The organism is Pseudomonas fluorescens (genome assembly GCF_902497745.1).
Classification (GTDB): domain Bacteria; phylum Pseudomonadota; class Gammaproteobacteria; order Pseudomonadales; family Pseudomonadaceae; genus Aquipseudomonas; species Aquipseudomonas fluorescens_BM.
In genome coordinates this window covers 197,273-219,716 of sequence record NZ_CABVHJ010000001.1, presented here as the reverse complement: position 1 = coordinate 219,716, position 22,444 = coordinate 197,273, and the positions used below count along the sequence as shown (strand labels likewise).

Here is a 22,444-nt window from a genome sequence, read left to right as displayed (position 1 = left end):
TTATGATCCGACTTCAGAACCTGACTTTACAGCGTGGCCCGCAACGTCTGCTAGAAGACGCCGAGCTGACCCTGCACGCCGGCCACAAAGCCGGCCTCATCGGTGCCAACGGCGCCGGCAAATCCAGCCTGTTCGCCTTGATTCGGGGTGAGCTGCACCCGGATTCGGGTGACTGCTACTTGCCGGCCGACTGGCGCATCGCTCACATGCGCCAGGAGATCGAGACGCTCGAGCGGCTTGCCGTCGACTATGTGCTCGATGGCGACCTGCGTCTACGCGAGGTGCAACGTGACCTCGCCGCCGCCGAAGCGGCGCATGACGGTGCCGCTCAGGCTCGTCTGCACGCCGAACTCGACAGCGCCGACGGCTACACCGCCGATGCGCGAGCGCGCAAGCTGCTGGCCGGTCTCGGTTTCACCAACGAGCAGATGGATCGCCAGGTAGGAGATTTCTCCGGTGGCTGGCGGATGCGTCTGAATCTGGCGCAGGCATTGATGTGCCCGTCGGACTTGTTGTTGCTCGACGAACCGACCAACCACTTGGACCTCGACGCGATCATCTGGCTCGAAGAGTGGCTGAAAAGCTACCCGGGCACCTTGCTGCTGATTTCCCACGACCGCGATTTCCTCGACGAAGTCGTCGATCACGTCGCGCATGTCGATCAGCGCAAGATCACTTTGTATCGCGGCGGCTATACCGCGTTCGAACGTGCTCGTGCCGAGCGTCTGGCCCAGCAGCAACAGGCCTACGAGAAGCAGCAGGCGCAACGTGCGCACATGGAAAGCTACATCGCCCGCTTCAAGGCGCAAGCGACCAAGGCCCGTCAGGCGCAGAGCCGGATCAAGGCACTGGAGCGGATGGAGGAGCTGTCGGCGGCCCACGTTGATTCGCCGTTCGATTTCGTCTTCCGCGAATCGACCAAGATCTCCAGCCCGCTGATCGATCTGTCGGATGCGCGTCTGGGTTATGGCGACAAAACCATTCTGGAGAAGGTCAAGCTGCAACTGACACCGGGCGCGCGGATCGGCCTGCTGGGTCCGAACGGCGCCGGTAAGTCGACCCTGATCAAGAACCTCGCCGGCGAGCTGTCACCGCTCGCCGGGCGCCTGACCCGTGGCGAGAACACCGTGGTCGGGTACTTCGCTCAGCATCAGCTCGATTCGCTGGACGCCAAGGCCAGCCCGTTGCTGCATTTGCAGCGTCTGGCGCCGACCGAACGCGAGCAGACCCTGCGCGACTTCCTCGGCGGTTTCGACTTCCGTGGTGCGCGCATCGACGAGCCAGTGCTGAATTTCTCCGGGGGCGAAAAAGCGCGTCTGGCCCTGGCGTTGATCGCCTGGGAACGCCCGAACCTGTTGCTGCTCGACGAACCGACCAACCACCTCGATCTGGAAATGCGCCTGGCGCTGACCATGGCGCTGCAGGAATTCAGCGGCGCGGTACTGGTGGTTTCTCACGATCGGCATTTGCTCAAGAGCACCACCGACAATTTCTACCTGGTCGCTGATGGCAAGGTCGAAGAGTTCGATGGCGACCTCGAAGACTACGCACGCTGGCTGGTGGAATACCGCCAGCGCAACGCGCCAGTCAGCAACACCCCGGTCAACCCGGACAAGACCGACAAGAAGGCCCAGCGTCAGGCCGCTGCGGCGTTGCGTCAGCAACTGGCCCCGCACAAGCGTGAAGCTGACAAGCTCGAAGCCGAACTGGGCAAGCTCCACGAGAAACTCGCCAAGGTCGATGCCAGCCTCGGCGACAGCGACATCTACGAGCCCGCGCGCAAGAACGAGCTGCGTGATCTGCTCGCCGAACAGGCCAAACTGAAGGTTCGCGAAGGCGAGCTGGAAGAAGCGTGGATGGAAGCCCTCGAGGTGCTGGAAAGCATGCAGGCGGAGCTGGAGGCGCTGTCCTGATGGAAGCGTTCAAGCTGCCGTTGCCGGCGGTGTGGGTCGAGCCGATCTGGTTTACGGTGCAGATTCTGCTGATCCTGCTGGCCGGTTACCTTACCCAGCGCTTCGTTGCCAAAGGCCTGACCCGGTTGGGCGAGCGCTATCCGTTCCCGCCGCAGTTGCTGATGCCGCTGCGTGGCGTGTTGCGCTGGCTGATCATGGGCAGTGCGCTGATCTTCGTATTGGAACGCCTCGGCGTGTCGGCCACTGTTTTGTGGACGGCGCTGTCGGGGTTCGTCGCGGTGGCGGCGGTCGCGTTCTTCGCGATGTGGAGTGTGCTGTCGAATCTGCTCTGCGCGATTTTGATCTTCACGGTCGGGCCGTTTCGGCTGGGCGATATCGTTGAGTTGGTCGACACCACGGACAAGCCTGGGGTGAAGGGCCGGGTGGTGGCGATCAACCTGCTCTACACCACGTTGATCGAGGCTGAAGAGCTGGGGACTGGCAGCGCGATGGTGCAGGTGCCGAACAGCTTGTTTTTCCAGCGCTCGGTGCGGCGTTGGCGCGGTACGGATGTGTTTCCGTCGAGCGGTTTCGAGAAATAAATTCTGCGGCGTCTGTTCTGACGCCTTCGTCGGAACGCCGCCCGGAGCAGGCTCGCTCCCACATTTGATCGCGGTCTACTGTGGGAGCGAGCTTGCTCGCGAAGGGGCCCTCAGCAGCACCTGCAACATTCAGCAAAAATTGGTAGTCATCCATTCAAACCCGCATTAGCTTAGGCATTTGTCACGAGCATGAGTCGAGGTGTGCGATGGAGCTTCAAACATGGCTGGCGTTTTTTGCCGCCTGCTGGGTGATCAGTCTGTCCCCGGGTGCCGGCGCCATTGCGTCGATGTCCAGCGGTCTGCAATACGGTTTCTGGCGCGGTTACTGGAACGCCCTCGGCCTGCAAATCGGCCTTGCCGTGCAGATCGCAATTGTCGGCGCCGGTGTTGGCGCGATCCTCACCGCTTCGGCCACGGCCTTCCACGCGATCAAGTGGTTCGGTGTGGCTTACCTCGTGTATCTGGCCATCAAGCAATGGCGCGCGCTGCCCATGGATATGAGCGATGACGCGGCGGTGCGGCCGATCGGCAAGCCGCTGGCGCTGGTGTTCCGTGGCTTTCTGGTGAACATCAGCAACCCCAAGGCCTTGGTGTTCATGCTGGCGGTGCTGCCGCAGTTCATCAACCCGCATGCACCGCTGTTGATTCAGTACGTGGTGATCGGCGTGACCATGGTTTGTGTCGACCTGATCGTCATGGCGGGCTACACCGGTCTTGCGTCGAAGGTGTTGCGTCTGTTGCGCACACCGCAGCAGCAGAAGCGCATGAACCGCACGTTTGCCGGGCTGTTCATCGGCGCGGCGGCGTTTATGGCAACGTTGCGCAAAGCGGCTGCATAAACATCGCGGACACAAAAAAAGGCGACCTTTGCGGGTCGCCTTTTTTGTGGCTGGAACGCGGAGCGTTCCGGAGCCAGTCATCAGCGCAAGATCACCGGCGCAGTATCACGCGGCAGATTGTTGCGTTGTGGCGCCTCACGCGGCTGCTCGTAACCGCCGCCACCAAGCTGCATGCTCAGTTGCCCGGCCACGTCTTCACCCAGCGCCTTCGACACGTCACGCACCACCCGAGGACGGTTCAGCGAGATCTTGATGTCGCGATGGTTCACCAGTTTGGTGTCCTGCGCTTCACCCATCGCCGTGAAGGCCGAGGTGATCTCGAAGGTCTTGGTGTTGATCAGGCTGAAATCCGCCACCAGCGTCAGGCCCAGTACCGCCGAATAGCTGTCGGTGTGCGCCAGCTCGTTGATGTCCTGAGTGAAGTCGATGTCCGACACGGTGCCGAACAACACATAGTCGGCGCCTTTGAAATTGCCGGCCTTGATCCGCTTGATCACATCAAAGACGTCGCCCTTGGACGACGCGGTGTACGGCGTGCCCTGCACCAGCTGGAACATGCCGGTACGCAAAATTTCACCCTTGATGTCGCCGGTGAATTTACGCAACTCGGTCTGTTCGATGTAGCTGGTCGTGGCTTCAATCTCGTTGTAGCTCGACGAGCCACTGGAGCTGTAGTAACCCTCGCGATGATTGCTCTGGGCCGAAACGATGTGGATGTATTGCTCCACACGTTCCTGATACGCCAGATCCGTCACCGCAACTTTCGGGGCCGCCTGCACGCTGAACGCGCAAGCCAGAGCCATCATGCCAATCCATGCGCGCATCAATTAACGCTCCGTGGTTTTGCGGATCTCTTTTTCGTCCATCCACTCGGCCAGACCGCTTTCAACGTCGATCAGTTGCAGGCTGAATTTGTAGAAGACGTCCTTGTAGTCGCTGCTGCGCTTGACGATCGAGCTGATCGAGCCTTCGATGCGGTACTTGGCGGCAACCATGTTGCCGGTCTTGGCCACGGTGCTCTTCTTGTACAGACCGCTCTGGTTTTGCAGCTTGAGCTGGTCAACCTGGCTTTGCATCGCGTTGTTGTCGCTGGCGAAACGGGCAACGCCGGTCTTCATCAGCTGAGTCTTGATGCTGGTGGTGATTTCGCGGGTGTCGATGTACTCGCTGGTCTTGTTTTTCACGTCGTAGACCTGAACCACCGGACGACCCTGCAGGATGCCGGACTGGGCCAGTGAGCGGGTCATCGATTCGGCGATCATTTGCAGGTCGGTCGAACCGAATTCATTGGTCACGGTTTCAACCGCTTTGGTGTCGCCGTAGCTGATGTTCTTGCTGCCCAGGGTCGGCGAAGTGTTGGCGCAACCGGAGGCCAGCAGGGCGATAACGGCGATGCAGGAAAAGCGTGCAAACATGGGAATGCTCTCTAAAACAGGAATAGGGTGACAGGCTTACGGCGTCTTGATTTCCAGACGGAAGTCCACGGCTTTCGGGGTCGGGGCAATTCCCTGAATGAAGTTGGTCTGGGCGCCGTACATCATTTGGCTTTTCCACACTTCTTCTTCGGCAATCGGGAAACCTTCCGCGCCGAGCCAGGCGAAGCGGTAGTAGAAAATCTTGTTGCTGTTGAGGGTGTTGCTCAACTGTACGTTGACCGTCATGAAGCCGTTTTCGCGGGCGACGCGCATGGCGCCGACGACGATGTGTTTCTGCGGGCCCATGGCCACGACTTTGCTCGCGGCGCTGCCCGGCTCTGGCGGTGGCGGGGTGGCGCAGCCGCTCGCCAGCAAGGCGAGGGCGGCGACGGCGATGAGTTTGAAGCGCATGCAAAGACTCCGTTCTTAAGGTTGTGTGAGGCTGGCGACGTTGGTCGCGCTGGCGCTCGGGATCACGTGGGCGGCGACACCACCGGCGAAGACCTGGTTGCCGACGGCGCGCAGGCTGATTACTTGATAGCGCTGATCGACGGTGACCTTGACCACCGAACCTCCAACGGCGCTCGGCAGACTGACCTGGTGCTCACCCTTTTTCAGACGCAGACGTACCACTTGGGTGTTGTCCGGCAGGGTGCGCCACGTACGGGTATCGGCACCTTCGAGCACAGCTGAAGAGATACCGACGGCGAGGCCGGCCAGCGGGTTGGTTTCATTGATCTGCTTTTGCGCTACACCTTTGGTGATTGCACGCACGGTAGTGCGCAGAATGATCCCCGGCATGTCGTCACGCAGGGCGCGGCGGGACATGGCAGTGGTGCTGTTGAGCGCGGTCAGATCGACTTGCTGACCGTCGACACCAATCTGCGCGAACGGCGCGGTGGAAGTGTCAGGCTTGATGATCGGGAACGACAGCGGCGTGATCACCACGTTGTTGGAGATTGGCAATGGCAACGGTACGCGGATCGAGTCACGGGCCGGCGCCAAACCGCTTTGCACCACGATCAGGATGTCGCTATCGTCGGACTTGCTCGGCTTGTCGAGGTTGACCAGCGCCTGCTCCAGCAGTGGAGTGTTCGGGCGCAGCTCGGCGGCCTTGCGGTAGCCCGGTGCAGCCAGGCCTTTCTCGCCCAGCGCTTCATAGACGAAACCGGACAGGTAATGGCTGAAAGCACTTTGGTAGCTGTTCTTCAGGCCAACCACTTCTGGCGCGTCGAGACTGGCGACAGGATATCCCTGCAGGTCCTTGTACTGAGTCTTGATGCCTTCTTTCTCGGCCTCTTCCTCGCTCTTGAGGTATTCCTTGTCGCGCAGCTCGGCGATCACTGCCTCACGTTCGTGAGTCTTCTTGATCGCGGTGCGCGCGCCGTCGAAATCGTTGACCGCCAGCAGGTTCAGGGCCATCTGGGTGGTCAGCATGACTTTTTCGTAGTCGTAACCTTCGTAGCGACGCACTTTATCGTTGACCAGGAAGCTGCCGAATTGAGCCAGGTACTTGTCGGTGTCGAGTTTGACCGAGTCTTCCCATTTGCCCACCACCTGGTCGGCGCTGGTCCAGGCATTCTGGCTGCCGGACAGGTCGCCCTTGGCGCGCAGCAATTCACCTTTCTCGAAGTAATACAGCAGGTCTTTGTCAGGGCCGTTGTTGTTCTTTTCCAGCAGTGTCAGCGCGGCGTCGACGTTGCCGGAGGCCAGTTGCTGATTGGTCTGGGCCAGTTCGGAGTCGTAGTTGCGAAACGCCGAACAGCCGGAGAGCAGAGTGACGGCGCTGAGCGCGATCAAGGTGGGAGCGCGGAAAACCATGGGGTACTTCTTCCCTGAGTAGCTGATTTAACTGCAGCCGCGTGTGCTGGTCGGGCTGATGTGACCCATCGACAGGGCGTTGGCCTCCTGCCAATTCCTCGTTACCGGAGGAGCTTTTGTGCCGGTTCGCATGGCGAGGGCGCGGCATTATAGGCGTGACGTAGTGGCTATGTAATTGCTTTTTGATTGCACTGGTTTGATGGTGTGCCATTACTTGGCAGGCGTCGGCGTTTTTTCCGGCAACGGAGTGGCCCGCGGGACGAAAGCCGAACCCACCGTATACGTCTGATCCCGGAACACTCGCAGATGCAGAATCTGGTGGTCATGGTCGACGCGTAATTGAAACGGGTAATCAGTCGGTGGGATTGGCAATCGAAACGTATGCAAACCTTTTTTCAGGCGCAGGCGGGCGATCAGTGTTTTGTCCGGCAGTGCCCGCCAGGTTCGCGTGTCAGCTTCTTCAAACGGGTCATGCTGGGTGACTGTCAGCGAAGCCTTGGCCGGATTGCGCTCGTTTTCCTGAGCCTGACTGATGGCGGCCATGTTGGCGCGGAACATCGCCCGCGAGATGATTGCCGGCATGTCATCGCGTAATGTGCGGATGGACATGTCGGTGACGCTGTTGATCATGGTCAGCGGCTGTTTTCGACCATCCACCGTGACATGACTGAAGCCTGGGGTCACGGTGTCCGGCACCATGACCGGAAAAGAAATCGGTGCGACGATGACCAGATTTTCGTTCAGGCGCACTGGAATAGGCACCTGCACCGAACTGCGGGCAGGTGCCAGGCCACTCTGAATAATGATCAACACATCGCTTTCATCGGTTTTCGCGATGGGCTTATCGAGATTGCGCAAGGCTTTTTGCAGAAAGGGCAGGTCCGGGCGCAATTCGATCGCTTGGCGATAGCCGGGCGCCGCGAGGTCTCGCTCGCCCAAGGCCTCGTAAGTGAAGCCAGCCAGATAATGGCTGAAAGCACTCTGATAGCCGTTCTTCAGCTCTACCACATTCGGCGCGTCAAGAATGGCCACGGGGTAGCCTTGCAGATCCTTGTAACGCAATACGATGCCTTGGGTCTTGGCCTGTTCTTCGGCTTCTTCGTATTGTTTTTCCCGCTGCCGGGCGATCAGTGCTTCGCGTTCGTGGGTTTTCTTGATGTCGGCGCGTGCCCCATCGAAATCGTTGATGGACAACTGATTGAGGGCCATTTGCGTGGTCAGCATGACCTTTTCGTAATCGTAGCCTTCGTAACGCCGCAACTTGTCGTTGACCAGCATGGTGCCCATTTCATCGCCGAACCGCGCCAGCAACTTCATGGCGCCTGACGGGTTGACCTCTTCGCGCTGGAAGATCATCCGGTCAGCACTGCGCCACGCTTGCTGACTTTCGGGCAGGGCGCTGCCAGCGCTGAGGATGGCGCCTGTTTCCAGGTAATACAGCAGATCCTTGTCTTCCCACGGGTTGTGCATCTCGACCAGTGCCAGTGCACCGGTGAGGTTGCCCTTGGTCATCTCGTCGGTGGTTTGCTGCATTTCCTGATCGTAATCGCGGTAAGCCGCGCAACCGTTCAATAAAGGAGCAGCGGCGAGCAGGACGAGCAACGGGATGATCCGCATAAACTGGGGTGTCTCCTTGAGCCGAAATGTTGAGGGCGCGCGCAGTATAGTGTCGGATGCTGGCCAATGGCTGCGATTCAGGTTGGGGGCCGATGTGCGCCGATCAAGAACCCTGTGACTGCGGCAATCCTCGGCGATATTGCGGTGTTCGTCTGCCGGGCATATCCGCCCAATAAAAGCGAAAAACCGACAAAGCTTGAGAGAAAAGTCCGCGAAGTGAACAATATGTAACTTCGCATTTCCATTTGAGATCCGTTCATGACTGCCTCGTCCCGAATTCTGGCCTGGCTGGTGTTCCCGTTGATTGCCCTGAGCAGCTTCAATCTGCTGGCCGATACCGTGGAAGGCGCGCCGCAAGCGCTGCACCTGCTCGATTACATCAGCGCGGATTACCCGCCGACGGTAGCGGCGGGCAAGGTTGTCGATGACGCCGAGTTCCGCGAGCAACTGGAGTTCACGCGGGCGCTGCAAGGCTTGATCGCCGGCATGCCGGTCAAACCGGAAAAGGCTGCGTTGGAGCAAGGTGTCAGCGCTTTGAAGGCGGCGATTACCACGAAGCAGGAGGGTGCCGAAGTGGCCCGGCAGGCGCGGCAACTGGGCGCGCAACTGGCGGTGGCGTATGAAGTCAGCCAGGCACCTATCATCACCCCCGATCCCACCCGTGGTGCGCCGCTTTATGCGCAGAATTGCTCGGTGTGCCACGGTGACAGCGGTGCCGGTGACGGCCCGGCGGGCCTCGGCATGACCCCGGCACCGGCCAATCTGCGTGATGCAGCGCGGTTGGATCACCTTAGCCTGTATGCGATCTACAACACCCTCGGCCAAGGCGTCGAAGGCACCGACATGCCGGCGTTTGCCGATCAGCTTGACGATCGTCAGCGCTGGGATCTGGCGACTTACATCGCCGGCTTCAGCGCCGATCCGGCGGCGGCCAAGTCCGAGAAGACCTACAACATCGCCGATCTGGCGCGCCAGACTCCGGCCGAAGTGCAGGCCGCCGATGGCCCGCAAGCGGCGGCGACCTTCCGTGCGCAACGCGCGCAGCCGCCGCAGGTCAAGCGTGGTCCGGCACAGTTGCTCGACTACACCGCCGCGACGTTGGACAAGAGCCTTGCCGCGTACCGCGCCGGTGAACATGATCAGGCTTACGACCTGTCGGTCGCGGCGTATCTGGAAGGCTTCGAACTGGTCGAAAGCTCGCTGGATAATGTCGACGCCAATGTGCGCAAGGACACCGAAAAATCCCTGATGGCTTACCGGCAATCGTTGCAGGACGGCTTGCCGGTTGCGCAGGCCGAGCAGCGCCTGGACGCCGCCAAGGCCAAACTCAAGGAATCTGCCGGATTGCTCGGCAGTGACGGCTTGAGCTGGTCGCTGAGCTACATCTCCGGTCTGCTGATTCTGCTGCGCGAAGGTCTGGAAGCGATTCTGGTGCTGGCGGCAATCCTCGCCTTCCTGCGTAACACCGGTCAGCAATCGGCGGTGCGCAGCGTCAACGTCGGTTGGGGTCTGGCGCTGCTGGCAGGTTTGGGCACCTGGGCATTGGCGGCGTACGTCATCGATGTCAGCGGTTCGCAGCGTGAATTGCTTGAAGGCGCGACGGCGCTGTTTGCCAGTGTGATGGTGCTGTGGCTCGGCGTGTGGATGCACGACCGCCGTCATGCCGCAGCCTGGCAGGATTACATCAAGAGCAGTCTGGTCGGTGGGGGTGGGCGTTTCGGCTTCGCGATTCTGGCGTTCTTTTCGGTGTACCGCGAGTTGTTCGAAGTGATTCTGTTCTACGAAACCCTGTGGTTGCAGGCCGGCCCGGCCGGACATGACGCGGTGCTCGCGGGTGGCGCAACGGCGCTGGTGTTGCTGGTCGGTCTGGCGTGGGTGATTCTGCGCGGTTCGGCGAAGCTGCCGCTGACGCTCTTCTTTAGCATCAACGCTGCGCTGCTGTGCGCGTTGTCGGTGGTGTTTGCCGGGCATGGCGTGAAGGCGTTGCAGGAAGCCGGGATCTTCGGCACGCGGCCGGTGGCGTTCTTTGAATTCGATTGGCTGGGGATTCATGCCGATGCGTATTCTTTGACGGCGCAGGCGGTGGCGATTCTGGCGATTGTTGTGTTGTATGGGCGTAGTTGGGTGGCGGAGAAGCGACGGCTAGTCGCTTAACAGCATTCGCTGCGCTCACATTCGCGAGCAAGCTCGCTCCCACAGGGTTTACGCGTAATCTGTGGGAGTGACGGTGCGACGATTCGACCTGCTCGCGAATTGTTTTTGGAGGTTAGAAAAATGCGTGTATGGATCGATGCGGATGCCTGCCCACGGGCGGCGAAGGATCTGGTGGTGAAGTTCGCCCTCAAGCGTCAGTACGAAGTGGTGCTGGTGGCCGGGCAGCCGCAGATCAAGCCGGGACTGGCCATCGTCAAACTGATTGTGGTGCCGAGCGGGCCGGATGCGGCGGACGATTATCTGGTCGAGCACGCGGTGCCGGGTGAACTGGTGATTTGCAGCGATATTCCGTTAGCCGATCGCTTGGTGAAGAAGGGTGTCGCGGCGCTGGATCCGCGCGGCAAGGAGTTCGATGCGCAGAACATGGGCGAGCGTCTGGCGGTGCGCAACCTGTTTACCGATTTGCGCGAACAAGGCCAGATGAGCGGCGGACCTGCGCCGTTTGGCGATCGCGAGAAACAGGCGTTTGCCAATGCGCTGGACCGCATCCTCACCCGACTATCGCGCCAGTCTTGAGCGGTACACAAAACCTGTGGGAGCGAGCTTGCTCGCGAAGGCGCCAGATCAGGCAACGCTGTGTTGAATGACACACCGCTTTCGCGAGCAAGCTCGCTCCCACATTGGGATTTGTGTACTGCGGGGAATCAGGCGTCGTTTTCGTGGGTCAGTTCGAGCACGCGGTCGACCAGTTTGTTGATCCCCGAAGCCGCCTCGCTGATGTTCTGCGCCAGCATGTAAGCCGGGGTCGTCACCAGTTTGCGCGCCTTGTCTTCGATGATTTCCGTCACCGCGCAGTCTTCGTGGGTGGCGCCCATCTTGTTCATCGCCGTGGCTGTATCGGCGTCGTTGCCGATGGTGCAGGTCACGCCCGGGCCGTAGATCTTCGCCGCCAGTGCCGGCGAGATGCACATCAGACCGACGGGTTTGCCCGCTTCGGCAAACGCCTCGGCCAAGGCCAGCACCTCAGGCTGCACAGTGCAACCGGCGCCTTCGACGGCAAAGTTCGAAAGGTTCTTCGCCGCACCAAAACCGCCCGGCACGATCAGCGCATCGAAGTCGTCGACGTCGGCTTCGCGGATGTCCTTGATGTTGCCACGGGCGATGCGCGCCGATTCCACCAGCACATTGCGCGACTCGGGCATTTCTTCTCCGGTCAGGTGATTGATCACATGCAATTGCGCGATGTTCGGGGCGAAGCACTGTACCTGGGCACCGCGTTGGTCGAGGCGCAGCAGGGTGATGACACTTTCGTGGATCTCGGCGCCGTCGTACACGCCACTGCCGGACAGGATCACTGCAACTTTTTTGCTCATGGGTTTCTCTCCAGATTCATGGCGCTAAATGTCCACTAAATTGTCGCGCGTTGCCATAGGCTCAAGTGGTGGCGGCACTTGCATGGAACGCTTTCTACATGGATCGCAACAACGGCGGGGTGTTCATTATTTGCGGTTGCCTGCTGCGTAACGAACGGGAGATTTCTGGCGTGAGAACGCGGCTGGCGAACTTGAATGCGCCAGAGCAGCGGGGATAAAAGTGACGTATCTGACTGAAAGGGTCGGCCAGCCCGCTCAGTGTCGACGGGCTGTAGCCAGTCGCCAGCGAGTTACTCGGCTGGCGTCTTCGGTTCGGCAGGCTTGGACTCTTCGGCTTGATTCAGCAGTGCCGCTTTCGCGGCTTGCTCGTCGGCGTAAACCTGCTTGGCCAATCGCGCATTCTTGAAGCGGCGGCGCAGCCACAGACCAACGCCGAGCACCAGCAACGCGCCCAATACCCACAACTCGTACTTCTTGATGCTGCCGAGCATGCCTTCCAGCACCGCACCGAAGTGGTAAGCCGCAGCAGCCAGCGCGGTCGCCCAGATCGCAGCGCCAATGCCGTTAAGCAGCAGATAACGTCCCGGCGGATAGCCCGACAGGCCGATCGCCACCGGCATCACCGTGCGCAGCCCGTAAACGAAACGGAAGCTCAACACCCAGATGTCCGGGTGCTTGCGAATGTGCTCCAGCGCGCGATCGCCCATCATCTGCCAGCGCGGTTTGCGCGCGAGTAACTTGCGCCCGTGCTTGCGGCCGAGGAAGTACCACAGCTGATCGCCGGCATAGCTGCCGCAGAACGCCACGACCACCACCAGGTTGATGTCCATGTATCCACGGAACGCGAGGAAGCCCGCGAGCACCAGGATGGTTTCGCCTTCGAAAAACGTGCCGAGGAACAAGGCAAAGTAGCCAAAGTCATGCAGAAATTGTTGGAGCATTGTCTGGGTGCTGGCGAAATGAACGCGCAGCCTAACCCTTCGGACACATTCATGAAAGTGTCCAAATGTGTCTCGACGTGAACAATTCCTACACTGAGAATGGAATGCGGCTACATGTCGCGGGTCTCACACAACTGTCATCTGTTCGTCATAATGGCCGTCTATAACTGTCACGCTCGCCCGTTTGCGCGGGCTCAGGAGTCTGCCGTGAGCTTTACCCCTGCCAATCGCCTGTTCCCTGCCACACGCCTGCGCCGCAATCGTCGTGATGATTTTTCGCGCCGGCTGGTGCGGGAAAATGTGCTGACGGTCGATGACCTGATCCTGCCGGTGTTCGTGCTCGACGGTGAAAACCGCCGCGAAGCCGTGACCTCGATGCCCGGGGTAGAGCGGCTGACTATCGACCTGCTGCTCGAAGAAGCGGCCAAATGGGTCGAGCTGGGGATTCCGGCGCTGGCGCTGTTCCCGGTTACCCCTCCCGAACTGAAATCTCTCGACGCCGCTGAAGCCTGGAACCCCGAAGGCATCGCCCAGCGCGCCACCCGCGCGCTGCGTGAGCGCTTCCCGGAGTTGGGTGTGATCACCGACGTCGCGCTTGACCCGTTCACCACCCACGGCCAGGACGGCATACTCGATGAAGCGGGCTACGTGCAGAACGACATCACTGTCGACGCACTGGTCCGTCAGGCGCTGTCCCACGCCGAAGCCGGTGCTCAGGTTGTCGCGCCGTCGGACATGATGGACGGTCGTATTCAGGCGATCCGCGAAGCGCTGGAAATCGCCGGTCACGTCAACGTGCGGATCATGGCCTACTCGGCCAAGTACGCCAGCGCTTATTACGGCCCGTTCCGTGATGCGGTCGGCTCGGCATCGAACCTCGGCAAGGCCAACAAGGCCTCCTATCAGATGGATCCGGCCAACAGCGACGAAGCGCTGCACGAAGTCGGTGCGGACTTGTCTGAAGGCGCGGACATGGTCATGGTCAAACCGGGCATGCCCTACCTGGACATTCTTTTCCGGGTAAAAGATGCCTTCAAAGTGCCGACCTTCGTCTATCAGGTTAGCGGCGAATACGCCATGCACATGGCGGCGATCCAGAATGGCTGGTTGAGCGAGGCGGTGATTCTCGAATCACTGACCGCCTTTAAACGTGCCGGCGCTGATGGCATCCTGACTTACTTTGCTGTCCGCGCCGCTCAATTGTTACGAGAGCAGAAATAGCCCTCCCAGGAACATTCAATGAATACCGAAGGACTCACGGAAGTTGCAGTAAAAGAAGCTCAACCGGTGGTCGAGCAAATCACCGAGACCCCGCCGGAACTGGAGCCTGCGCCACCCGCGCCGGCGGCCGAACCTGCGGCGGCGGTGCCGGCGATTACAATTCCGGGCCTGGATGACAGCAGCCTGTACATCCATCGCGAGCTCTCGCAACTGCAATTCAACATCCGCGTGCTGGAACAGGCGCTGGACGAGTCCTATCCGTTGCTGGAACGCTTGAAGTTCCTGCTGATCTTCTCCAGCAACCTCGATGAATTCTTTGAAATCCGCGTCGCCGGCCTGAAGAAACAGATCACCTTCGCCCGTGAACAGGCCGGTGCCGATGGTCTGCAGCCGCATCAAGCGCTGGCGCGGATCAGCGAGCTGGTCCACGGTCACGTTGACCGTCAGTACGCGATCCTCAACGACATTCTGTTGCCGGAGCTGGAAAAGCATCAGGTGCGCTTCATCCGTCGCCGCAACTGGACGGTCAAGCTCAAAACCTGGGTGCGCCGTTATTTCCGCGACGAGATCGCACCGATCATCACCCCGATCGGCCTCGACCCGACGCACCCGTTTCCGTTGCTGGTGAACAAGAGCCTGAACTTCATCGTCGAGCTCGAAGGTATCGACGCCTTCGGTCGCGATTCCGGTCTGGCGATCATCCCGGCGCCGCGCTTGCTGCCACGGATCATCAAGGTGCCGGAAGAAGTCGGCGGCCCCGGCGACAACTATGTATTCCTCTCGTCGATGATCCACGCCCACGCCGATGACCTGTTCCAGGGCATGAAGGTAAAAGGCTGCTACCAGTTCCGTCTGACCCGAAACGCCGACCTGGCGCTCGACTCCGAAGACGTCGAAGACCTGGCCCGCGCCCTGCGTGGCGAGTTGTTCTCGCGTCGCTACGGTGATGCAGTGCGTCTGGAAGTCGCCGACACTTGCCCGAAACATCTTTCGGACTACCTGCTCAAGCAGTTCAACCTGAGCGAGAGCGAGCTGTATCAGGTCAACGGCCCGGTCAACCTGACGCGGCTGTTCAGCATTACCGGTCTGGACAGCCATCCGGAGCTGCAATACACGCCGTTCACCCCGCAGATCCCGAAACTGCTGCAGAACAGCGAAAACATTTTCAGCGTGGTCAGCAAGCAGGACATCCTCTTGCTGCACCCGTTCGAGTCGTTCACTCCGGTGGTCGATCTGCTGCGTCAGGCGGCGAAAGATCCGCATGTGTTGGCCGTACGCCAGACGCTGTATCGCTCCGGCGCCAACTCCGAGATCGTCGACGCGCTGGTGGATGCCGCGCGTAACGGCAAGGAAGTGACGGCGGTCATCGAGCTGCGTGCGCGGTTTGACGAAGAATCCAACCTGCAACTGGCCAGCCGTCTGCAAGCGGCCGGTGCGGTGGTGATCTACGGCGTGGTCGGCTTCAAGACCCACGCCAAGATGATGCTGATCCTGCGTCGCGAAGCCGGCGAGATCGTCCGTTACGCGCACCTCGGCACCGGTAACTACCACGCCGGCAACGCCAAGCTGTACACCGACTACAGCTTGCTGACCTCCGACGACGCTTTGTGCGAAGACGTCGGCAAATTGTTCAGCCAGCTGATCGGCATGGGTAAAACCCTGCGCATGAAGAAGTTGCTGCATGCGCCGTTTACTCTGAAGAAGGGCATGCTCGACATGATCACCCGCGAGACGCAATTTGCGCTCGACGGCAAACCGGCGCACATCATCGCCAAGTTCAACTCGCTGACCGATCCGAAGATCATCCGCGCGCTGTACAAGGCCAGCCAGTCCGGTGTGCGCATCGATCTGGTGGTGCGCGGCATGTGCTGCCTGCGTCCGGGGATTGCCGGGGTTTCGCACAATATCCATGTGCGCTCGATCATCGGCCGCTTCCTTGAGCACACGCGGGTGTTCTACTTCCTCAATGGCGGCGACGAGCAGATGTTCCTCTCCAGCGCCGACTGGATGGAGCGCAACCTCGACAAGCGCGTCGAGACTTGCTTCCCGGTGGAAGGCAAGAAGTTGCTGACCCGGGTGAAGAAAGAGCTGGAGTTGTATCTGACTGACAACACTCATAGCTGGAGCCTGCAGTCGGATGGCCGTTACATCCGCAATACGCCGACCGGGAACCAGAACCCGAGGAGTGCGCAGGCGACGTTGCTGGAGCGGTTGGGTAGCCCGATTTTGCCGGTGAGCAGCTAAAGCCAAGAGCAAGAGCCCCTCATCGGAACGCCGCCCGCCTAACCCTCTCCCAGAGGGAGAGGGGACTGACCGAGGTGTCTTACGCTGTACCCCGACCTGAGAAATCGAGTCGAACTCAGGCTTCGAAACCAACGGAGATCGGCTCCCTCTCCCTCCGGGAGAGGGCTGGGGTGAGGGGGAAGGCCCACCTCCAATTTCAAGCCGAACCCAATAAAAAAGGCGATCCTGTGGATCGCCTTTTTTGTGCCTGCCCGACTCAGTGGACGCTAAGAACGATGCCCACCCGCGTCAACCAATCCGCCTCAAGCCCGAAATCCGCCTGAGTCAGCTGATTCTCATCCAGCCAGTTCTCCGGGAATTCCACATCCAAAGTATTGCCCTTAGCATGCAACACCACCTGCGGCATCGCCTGGGTGCCACGAATGTGATGGAACAGAATCGCAAAGCGCAGCAGCACGCACAGACGAATCAGCTTGTCACCGTCGTCACCGAAATCGGCAAACTTGTCCTTGGGAATATTACGGCGATGGCCGCGCACCAATAGCGCGAGCATCTGTTGGTCTTCGCGGGAGAACCCGGCAAGGTCCGAGTGCTCGATCAGATAGGCGCCGTGCTTGTGGTAGTGATAGTGCGCGATATCGAGGCCGACTTCGTGCACTTTCGCCGCCCAGCCAAGGAGTTCGCGCCAGATACCGTCATCCAGCTCCCAATCCACCGCGACCTGATCGAACGCGTGCAAGGCTTTGCGCTCCACCCGCGCCGCCTGTTCCAGGTCGACGTGATAGCGCTCCATCAGCGAGGTCAGGGTGCGTTCGCGCACGTCTTCGTGGTGATGACGGCCGAGCAGGTCGTAGAGCACGCCTTCACGCAGTGCGCCGTCGCAGTGGTCCATGCGTTGCAGTTCGAGGGCGTCGAAAATCGCTTCGAGAATCGCCAGTCCCGCCGGAAAGATTGTCCGGCGATCAGGCTTGATGCCTTCGAAATCGATCTTGTCGACATCGCCGAGCTTGAACAGCCGACGCTTTAGCCACGCCAGACCTTCGGCATTCACTTCGCCAGTGCCATGGCCGCCGGCCTTCAGGGCCAGGCCGATCGCGCGGATGGTGCCCGAGGAGCCGATGGCCTCATCCCAGGTCAGGCGGTGCAGGGCGTGTTCGATGCTCATGATCTCCAGCCGCGCCGCCGTGTACGCCTGGGCGTAGCGGGCCGGGGTGATCTTGCCGTCCTTGAAGTAGCGCTGGGTGAAGCTGACGCAGCCCATCTGCAGGCTTTCGCGCAGCAGCGGCTCGAAGCGCTGACCAATGATGAACTCGGTACTGCCGCCGCCGATGTCGGCGACCAGACGTTTGCCCGGGGTGTCAGCGAGGGTGTGCGACACGCCCAGATAGATCAGACGCGCTTCTTCCCGACCGGAAATGACTTCCACCGGGTGGCCGAGGATTTCTTCGGCGCGGTGAATGAATTCGAGGCGGTTGCGCGCTTCACGCAAAGCGTTGGTGCCGACGATGCGCACGGCGCCGAGCGGCATACCGTTGATCAGTTGGGCAAAACGCTTGAGGCAATCGAGGCCGCGTTGCATCGATTCTTCGTTGAGCTTGCGCTCATCGTCGATGCCGGCGGCTAGCTGAACCTTCTCGCCGAGGCGCTCGAGAATGCGGATTTCGCCGTTCTGGGCCTTGGCCACGACCATGTGAAAGCTGTTGGAGCCCAGGTCGATTGCGGCGATCAGGGACAGATTCTTGGCTTGGGATTGCGGCATGGTCAGGGGGTCTCGGTCGATAACCTCGACATCGTGCCACGATCAAACGCTGGCGCCAACGCGCATGGTTCAAACCGTTGATTCAGCGCAGAAAAGCTTGAGACCGCAGCGCGACCATTCGCGAGCAGGCTCGCTCCCACAGGTGAGCGCATTCCAATGTGGGAGCGAGCTTGCTCGCGAAGAGGGCATCACTGCCTCAGAAGATCTTCAGGCTGTCGCTTCCACCGTACCAATGAAGTTCGCCAGCTCCGCCGTCTGCGGATTGGCAAACAACACCTTCGGATCCCCCACCTCATGCACCTTGCCATGGTGCATGAACACCAGTTTGTCGCCGACCTCGCGGGCAAAACGCATTTCGTGGGTGACCATGATCAGTGTCATGCCTTCCTTGGCCAGTTGCCGCACGACGCTGAGCACTTCATTGACCAGTTCCGGGTCGAGTGCCGAGGTGATCTCGTCGCAGAGCAACACTTTCGGCGACATCGCCAGTGCCCGGGCAATCGCTACGCGCTGCTGCTGGCCGCCGGAAAGTCGATCGGGGAATGCATCGAATTTCTCCCCGAGGCCCACGCGCTCCAGCATCTCGCGCGCCAACTCCGTGGCCTTGGCTTTCGGCACTTTCTGCACCACCTGCGGCGCGAGCATGACGTTTTCGCCCACGGTCAGGTGCGGGAACAGGTTGAACTGCTGGAACACCATGCCGACCTTCTGCCGCAGGCTGCGCAGATCGGCGCGGGCGGCGTCGAGGTATTCGCCATCGACTTCGATCACACCATCGTTGATCGATTCGAGGCCATTAAGCGTACGCAGCAGGGTGGATTTGCCCGAGCCGCTGCGGCCGATGATCGCCACCACCTGGCCTTCCTCGACGCTGAGGTCGATGCCTTTGAGTACGTGGTGATCGCCGTAGTATTTATGCAGGGCGGAAATTCTAAGCAGAGGCATGCAGTCTCCTTTCCAGGTAGCGCGCACTGAGGGACAAGGGGTAGCAGAGCAGGAAGTAGCCGAGGGCGACGAGGCCGTAGACCATGAACGGTTCAAACGTGGCGTTGGCGAGCATGCCGCCGGTCTTGGTCAGCTCGGTGAAACCGATGATCGAGGTGACGGCGGTGCCTTTGACCACTTGCACCGAGAAGCCCACGGTCGGCGCCACGGCGATGCGCAGTGCTTGCGGCAGGATCACGTAGCGCAGTTGCTCCAGCGGATTGAGCGCCAGACTCGCCGAGGCTTCCCACTGACCGTTGGAGATCGACTCGACGCAGCCGCGCCAGATCTCCGCCAGATAGGCGCTGGTGAACAAGGTCAGGGCAATCGCTGCGGCCATCCACGGCGAGATTTCAATCCCGGCCAGCGCCACACCGAAGAACACCAGAAACAACTGCATCAACAGCGGCGTGCCCTGGAACAGCTCGATCCAGGTGCGGGCGATGCTGCTTGGCAGAGAGTTTTTCGAGATGCGCATGATCAGGATCAGCAGCCCGACGATCCCGCCACCGATAAACGCCACCAGCGACAGCGCCAACGTCCATTGCAGGCCGGTGAGCAGGTTGCGCAGGATGTCCCAGAGGGTGAAATCGCTCATGCGCGGCTCCTGCTGATGTAGCGCCGGCCGATCCAGTTCAGCAGTTGGCGAATCAGCAGCGCCATGCACAGGTAGATCAGCGTGGTCAGCGCGTAGGTTTCAAAAGCGCGGAAGTTGCGCGACTGAATGAAGTTGGCAGCGAAGCTGAGTTCTTCGGTGGCGATCTGCGAACACACCGCCGAACCGAGCATGACGATGATGATCTGGCTGCTCAGCGCCGGCCAGACCTTGCCCAGCGCCGGTAGCAGCACCACATGGCGGAACGCCTCGAAGCGCGTCATCGCCAGCGCCGCAGCGGCTTCCAGTTGCCCGCGCGGAATCGCCTGAATGCCGGCGCGGATGATCTCGGTCGAATAGGCGCCGAGGTTGATCACCATCGCCAGCACCGCCGCCTGCCACTCGGAAATCTGCACGCCCAGCGACGGCAGGCCGAAGAAGATGAAGAACAACTGCACCAGAAACGGCGTATTGCGGATCAACTCGACGTAGACGCCGAAGATCGCCGAGAACGGGCGGATGTTCCACGCCCGCACCAACGCCCCGACAATCCCGACGCCGACCCCGAGCAACGCACCGATGGCTGTCAGCTCAAGGGTGAACAGCGCCCCGCGCAGCAACAGGTCGGTGTTTTCCACCACCGGCATGAAATCAAACTGATAAGCCATGAAGGTCTCCCGCGCAGTCGATCAGAGATCGGCCGGCAGCGGCTCTTTCAGCCAGGTCTGCGAGTTTTTCTCCAGCGCGCCGTCAGCCTTGGCGCTGGTCAGGATGTCGTTGACCTTGGCCAGCAGCGCAGCTTCGTTCTTGTTCACGCCGACGTAAACCGGCGAGTCCTTGAGCTTCACTTTCAGCGCCGGCACGCGCTTCGGGTTCTTTTCGCTGATCGCGACCATCACTACGTTGCCGCTGGCGATCAGGTCGACCTGGCCGGCGAGGTAAGCGGCGATGGTCGAGTTGTTGTCTTCGAAGCGCTTGATGGTCACGCCTTCGGGGGCAACTTTGCTCAGCTCGATGTCTTCGATGGCGCCCCGGGTGACGCTGATGGTCTTGCCCTTGAGGTCGTCGAGGCTGGCGATGGCGGCGTCTGGCGGGCCGAACACGGCGAGGTAGAACGGTGCGTAAGCGCGAGAGAAGTCGATGACTTTTTCGCGCTCAGGATTTTTGCCGAGGCTGGAAATCACCAGATCGACCTTGCCGGTGGTCAGGAACGGGATGCGGTTGGTGCTGTTGACCGGGGTCAGTTCGAGTTTGACCTTGAGCTGGTCGGCCAGCAGTTTCGCCGTGTCGATGTCCAGGCCGCGCGGCTTCATGTCCGGGCCGACCGAGCCGAACGGCGGGAAGTCCTGCGGTACGGCGACTTTCAGCGTGCCGCGTTTGACCACGTCGTCGAGACCGTCGGCGTGGGCGGGAGCCTGGCTGAGCAACAGAGAGGAAAACAGGGCGGCGAGGAGGGCGCTGTAACGCTTGGTCATGGACAATCTCCGGATCGGCGAGAAGTGATTTCTGCGTTCGGACAGAGCACGGGCCGTGCCAATACGCGGTTTTCGCCCCGGCAGGCCATGGTTTTAGCGGGTTTGTTCGGTCTTACTGGTCTGAACAGTCAGGTTGTTTTTCGCACTGCCATGGCGCACCGGCGTGGTTCGCCGAACCCCGCTCGGGCACGACTTGCCGGACTCGCCGAATAGCTTTACAACTAGCCGCACATTGGCCTGGCGCGTCCGAAAAACCATGAATTCGATTTCCCGTGCGGTACCCGAAGTGGCGCTGCAAGCGATCCGCAAACTGATCACCGAACAGGGTTTCGGTGCGGGTGATGCTTTGCCTTCGCAGCGGGACCTGGCGCTGCAACTGGGCGTCAGCCGGGCGTCTTTGCGTGAGGCACTGTCGTCGCTGAGTGCGTTGGGTGTGGTCAGTATTCAGCCGGGCAAAGGCGTGTTCGTGCAGTCGCCAGTGGAATTGTCGCGCGGCGATAGCGCGCCGGGGTGGTCATTTGCGGCGCAAGCGTCGCCGCTGGATATCTTTCAATTGCGCTATGCGCTCGAAGGGTTTGCCGCCGGGCTGGCAGCGGTGACGTTGAGTACTTTCGATCTGGATGCGCTGGAAGACAATGTCGCGGCCATGCGCGACCAGTTGAAGGCCGGCGACTTTGATGCCGCCGCGAAACTGGACTTCGAATTTCACCGACGGATCCTCCTGGCCAGCGGCAATCAGGCGATGCTGAGCATCCTCACCGCCAGCGCCGAGATGTTCCTGGAGAGTCAGAAACTACCGTTCATCCGTGCCGAGCGCGCCATGGAAACCTGGCAGGAACACCGCAAGATCCTGCGGGCCCTCGCGCGCCGGGCGTCCGGTGCGGCGCAAAAAGCCATGCAGGAACACGTGCGCAATGCCGCACTGCGCACCGGAATTTCCTTCATTGCTCCCGCCACCGCGTGACTTGAGCTATACCCAAACTCATCGAGTGCCATAGCAAGACTCAATCAACTGCGGCTTCCTGAACAGGGGAAGGGCGGCTATGATGGGCCACGTTTTTTTGCTTACAACCTGGAGAATTCCATGAGCAGCGATCTTATCAAACACGTCACCGACGCTAGCTTCGACGTTGACGTCCTCAAGGCCGAAGGCGCTGTCCTGGTCGATTACTGGGCTGAATGGTGCGGTCCTTGCAAAATGATCGCTCCGGTTCTCGACGAGATTGCCGAGACTTACAAAGGCAAGCTGACCGTTGCCAAACTGAACATCGACGAAAACCAGGAAACCCCGGCCAAGCACGGCGTGCGTGGTATCCCGACGCTGATGCTGTTCAAGAACGGCAACGTTGAAGCGACCAAAGTCGGCGCCCTGTCGAAGTCGCAACTGGCTGCTTTCCTCGACGCCAACATCTAAGCGTCGCTGTAAAGTGCCTGAAAAAAAGCCCCGCAAATAGCGGGGCTTTTTGCGTATTCAGGGCTAGACGCTCCGAAACTCAAGTGGTACATTCGGCC

Annotated in this window: 22 protein-coding genes; 10 read left to right on the top strand and 12 right to left on the bottom strand. The window is 60.5% G+C overall.

Annotated elements, in window-relative coordinates; genetic code table 11:
• Positions 1–2 precede the first annotated feature (2 nt).
• From F8N44_RS01060 to rhtB, 3 genes are all read left to right on the top strand, one after another.
• Positions 3–1,913 (top strand): ATP-binding cassette domain-containing protein, encoded by a 1,911-nt coding sequence (locus F8N44_RS01060; protein ID WP_150648987.1) that lies wholly within the window; start codon positions 3–5, stop codon positions 1,911–1,913.
• Positions 1,913–2,494: a mechanosensitive ion channel family protein gene (locus tag F8N44_RS01055; RefSeq protein WP_016985893.1), complete on the top strand. Its 582-nt coding sequence runs from the start codon at positions 1,913–1,915 to the stop codon at positions 2,492–2,494. Before F8N44_RS01060 ends, F8N44_RS01055 begins: the two co-directional genes overlap by 1 nt.
• A gap of 206 nt (positions 2,495–2,700) precedes the next feature.
• On the top strand, positions 2,701–3,333 hold the full coding sequence (rhtB, locus tag F8N44_RS01050) for a homoserine/homoserine lactone efflux protein (RefSeq protein WP_034152015.1): 633 nt from the start codon (positions 2,701–2,703) through the stop codon (positions 3,331–3,333).
• Positions 3,334–3,413: 80 nt separating this feature from the next.
• On the opposite strand, the gene F8N44_RS01045 is transcribed toward rhtB, so the two are convergent.
• From F8N44_RS01045 to F8N44_RS01025, 5 genes are all read right to left on the bottom strand, one after another.
• Complete coding sequence (locus tag F8N44_RS01045) at positions 3,414–4,157, bottom strand: penicillin-binding protein activator LpoB (protein ID WP_150648986.1); 744 nt, start codon at positions 4,155–4,157, stop codon at positions 3,414–3,416.
• Positions 4,158–4,160: 3 nt separating this feature from the next.
• On the bottom strand, positions 4,161–4,748 hold the full coding sequence (gene lpoB / locus F8N44_RS01040) for a penicillin-binding protein activator LpoB (protein ID WP_016772610.1): 588 nt from the start codon (positions 4,746–4,748) through the stop codon (positions 4,161–4,163).
• 36 nt (positions 4,749–4,784) lie between these two features.
• A complete protein-coding gene (locus tag F8N44_RS01035) occupies positions 4,785–5,159 on the bottom strand; it encodes a YcfL family protein (protein WP_150648985.1) in 375 nt (124 codons plus the stop codon).
• Positions 5,160–5,174: 15 nt separating this feature from the next.
• Entirely contained in the window at positions 5,175–6,569 is a 1,395-nt protein-coding gene (locus F8N44_RS01030) for a COG3014 family protein (RefSeq protein WP_150648984.1), read from the bottom strand.
• A 210-nt stretch (positions 6,570–6,779) separates the two neighbouring features.
• Positions 6,780–8,186: a COG3014 family protein gene (locus F8N44_RS01025; RefSeq protein WP_150648983.1), complete on the bottom strand. Its 1,407-nt coding sequence runs from the start codon at positions 8,184–8,186 to the stop codon at positions 6,780–6,782.
• Positions 8,187–8,252: 66 nt separating this feature from the next.
• Between F8N44_RS01025 and F8N44_RS31240 the strand changes: the two genes are divergently transcribed.
• The 3 genes from F8N44_RS31240 to F8N44_RS01015 all read left to right on the top strand — a co-directional run bounded on the left by F8N44_RS31240 (position 8,253) and on the right by F8N44_RS01015 (position 10,916).
• Positions 8,253–8,417 carry a hypothetical protein gene (locus F8N44_RS31240; protein ID WP_191630838.1) on the top strand — a complete coding sequence of 55 codons (165 nt, stop codon included), beginning with the start codon at positions 8,253–8,255 and terminating at the stop codon, positions 8,415–8,417.
• A gap of 27 nt (positions 8,418–8,444) precedes the next feature.
• Entirely contained in the window at positions 8,445–10,340 is a 1,896-nt protein-coding gene (locus F8N44_RS01020) for an FTR1 family protein (protein ID WP_150648982.1), read from the top strand.
• Between the two features lie 120 nt (positions 10,341–10,460).
• The gene (locus tag F8N44_RS01015; RefSeq protein ID WP_150648981.1) at positions 10,461–10,916 is read left to right on the top strand and encodes a YaiI/YqxD family protein; all 456 of its coding nucleotides are present in this window, start codon (positions 10,461–10,463) and stop codon (positions 10,914–10,916) included.
• A 128-nt stretch (positions 10,917–11,044) separates the two neighbouring features.
• On the opposite strand, the gene elbB is transcribed toward F8N44_RS01015, so the two are convergent.
• Positions 11,045–11,713, bottom strand: coding sequence for an isoprenoid biosynthesis glyoxalase ElbB (elbB, locus tag F8N44_RS01010; protein ID WP_016985900.1), 669 nt, complete (start codon positions 11,711–11,713; stop codon positions 11,045–11,047).
• Between the two features lie 290 nt (positions 11,714–12,003).
• On the bottom strand, positions 12,004–12,654 hold the full coding sequence (locus F8N44_RS01005; RefSeq protein ID WP_150648980.1) for a DedA family protein: 651 nt from the start codon (positions 12,652–12,654) through the stop codon (positions 12,004–12,006).
• 207 nt (positions 12,655–12,861) lie between these two features.
• Between F8N44_RS01005 and hemB the strand changes: the two genes are divergently transcribed.
• A complete protein-coding gene (hemB, locus tag F8N44_RS01000) occupies positions 12,862–13,875 on the top strand; it encodes a porphobilinogen synthase (RefSeq protein ID WP_150648979.1) in 1,014 nt (337 codons plus the stop codon).
• Between the two features lie 18 nt (positions 13,876–13,893).
• Positions 13,894–16,119, top strand: a complete 2,226-nt coding sequence (gene ppk1 / locus F8N44_RS00995) for a polyphosphate kinase 1 (RefSeq protein ID WP_150648978.1) — start codon at positions 13,894–13,896, stop codon at positions 16,117–16,119.
• 256 nt (positions 16,120–16,375) lie between these two features.
• Here the strand turns inward: ppk1 and ppx are convergent, their stop codons facing one another.
• The 5 genes from ppx to F8N44_RS00970 form a co-directional block, all read right to left on the bottom strand.
• Positions 16,376–17,878 (bottom strand): exopolyphosphatase, encoded by a 1,503-nt coding sequence (gene ppx / locus F8N44_RS00990; RefSeq protein ID WP_150648977.1) that lies wholly within the window; start codon positions 17,876–17,878, stop codon positions 16,376–16,378.
• A gap of 207 nt (positions 17,879–18,085) precedes the next feature.
• Positions 18,086–18,823, bottom strand: coding sequence for an amino acid ABC transporter ATP-binding protein (locus F8N44_RS00985; protein ID WP_122594583.1), 738 nt, complete (start codon positions 18,821–18,823; stop codon positions 18,086–18,088).
• Positions 18,810–19,460 carry an amino acid ABC transporter permease gene (locus F8N44_RS00980; RefSeq protein WP_150648976.1) on the bottom strand — a complete coding sequence of 217 codons (651 nt, stop codon included), beginning with the start codon at positions 19,458–19,460 and terminating at the stop codon, positions 18,810–18,812. The genes F8N44_RS00985 and F8N44_RS00980 overlap by 14 nt, the downstream gene beginning before the upstream one ends.
• A complete protein-coding gene (locus F8N44_RS00975; RefSeq protein ID WP_007911165.1) occupies positions 19,457–20,125 on the bottom strand; it encodes an amino acid ABC transporter permease in 669 nt (222 codons plus the stop codon). Before F8N44_RS00975 ends, F8N44_RS00980 begins: the two co-directional genes overlap by 4 nt.
• Positions 20,126–20,146: 21 nt before the next feature.
• Complete coding sequence (locus tag F8N44_RS00970; RefSeq protein ID WP_150648975.1) at positions 20,147–20,932, bottom strand: transporter substrate-binding domain-containing protein; 786 nt, start codon at positions 20,930–20,932, stop codon at positions 20,147–20,149.
• A gap of 256 nt (positions 20,933–21,188) precedes the next feature.
• Here F8N44_RS00970 and F8N44_RS00965 point away from each other — a divergent pair, with 256 nt between their 5' ends.
• A complete protein-coding gene (locus tag F8N44_RS00965) occupies positions 21,189–21,896 on the top strand; it encodes a FadR/GntR family transcriptional regulator (RefSeq protein ID WP_150648974.1) in 708 nt (235 codons plus the stop codon).
• A 120-nt stretch (positions 21,897–22,016) separates the two neighbouring features.
• Complete coding sequence (gene trxA / locus F8N44_RS00960) at positions 22,017–22,346, top strand: thioredoxin TrxA (RefSeq protein WP_008150340.1); 330 nt, start codon at positions 22,017–22,019, stop codon at positions 22,344–22,346.
• Positions 22,347–22,444 lie beyond the last annotated feature (98 nt).

Coding starts and splice junctions, on each gene's coding strand:
- ppk1 (WP_150648978.1), top strand. CDS start 13,894: ATGAATACCGAAGGACTCACGGAAGTTGCAGTAAAAGAAGCTCAACCG.
- F8N44_RS01025 (WP_150648983.1), bottom strand. CDS start 8,186: ATGCGGATCATCCCGTTGCTCGTCCTGCTCGCCGCTGCTCCTTTATTG.
- F8N44_RS00970 (WP_150648975.1), bottom strand. CDS start 20,932: ATGACCAAGCGTTACAGCGCCCTCCTCGCCGCCCTGTTTTCCTCTCTG.
- F8N44_RS00980 (WP_150648976.1), bottom strand. CDS start 19,460: ATGAGCGATTTCACCCTCTGGGACATCCTGCGCAACCTGCTCACCGGC.
- F8N44_RS00985 (WP_122594583.1), bottom strand. CDS start 18,823: ATGCCTCTGCTTAGAATTTCCGCCCTGCATAAATACTACGGCGATCAC.
- F8N44_RS01015 (WP_150648981.1), top strand. CDS start 10,461: ATGCGTGTATGGATCGATGCGGATGCCTGCCCACGGGCGGCGAAGGAT.
- F8N44_RS01030 (WP_150648984.1), bottom strand. CDS start 6,569: ATGGTTTTCCGCGCTCCCACCTTGATCGCGCTCAGCGCCGTCACTCTG.
- elbB (WP_016985900.1), bottom strand. CDS start 11,713: ATGAGCAAAAAAGTTGCAGTGATCCTGTCCGGCAGTGGCGTGTACGAC.
- F8N44_RS01055 (WP_016985893.1), top strand. CDS start 1,913: ATGGAAGCGTTCAAGCTGCCGTTGCCGGCGGTGTGGGTCGAGCCGATC.
- F8N44_RS01045 (WP_150648986.1), bottom strand. CDS start 4,157: ATGCGCGCATGGATTGGCATGATGGCTCTGGCTTGCGCGTTCAGCGTG.
- trxA (WP_008150340.1), top strand. CDS start 22,017: ATGAGCAGCGATCTTATCAAACACGTCACCGACGCTAGCTTCGACGTT.
- ppx (WP_150648977.1), bottom strand. CDS start 17,878: ATGCCGCAATCCCAAGCCAAGAATCTGTCCCTGATCGCCGCAATCGAC.
- F8N44_RS00965 (WP_150648974.1), top strand. CDS start 21,189: ATGAATTCGATTTCCCGTGCGGTACCCGAAGTGGCGCTGCAAGCGATC.
- F8N44_RS00975 (WP_007911165.1), bottom strand. CDS start 20,125: ATGGCTTATCAGTTTGATTTCATGCCGGTGGTGGAAAACACCGACCTG.
- F8N44_RS01020 (WP_150648982.1), top strand. CDS start 8,445: ATGACTGCCTCGTCCCGAATTCTGGCCTGGCTGGTGTTCCCGTTGATT.
- rhtB (WP_034152015.1), top strand. CDS start 2,701: ATGGAGCTTCAAACATGGCTGGCGTTTTTTGCCGCCTGCTGGGTGATC.
- F8N44_RS01060 (WP_150648987.1), top strand. CDS start 3: ATGATCCGACTTCAGAACCTGACTTTACAGCGTGGCCCGCAACGTCTG.
- F8N44_RS01005 (WP_150648980.1), bottom strand. CDS start 12,654: ATGCTCCAACAATTTCTGCATGACTTTGGCTACTTTGCCTTGTTCCTC.
- F8N44_RS31240 (WP_191630838.1), top strand. CDS start 8,253: ATGGCTGCGATTCAGGTTGGGGGCCGATGTGCGCCGATCAAGAACCCT.
- F8N44_RS01035 (WP_150648985.1), bottom strand. CDS start 5,159: ATGCGCTTCAAACTCATCGCCGTCGCCGCCCTCGCCTTGCTGGCGAGC.
- lpoB (WP_016772610.1), bottom strand. CDS start 4,748: ATGTTTGCACGCTTTTCCTGCATCGCCGTTATCGCCCTGCTGGCCTCC.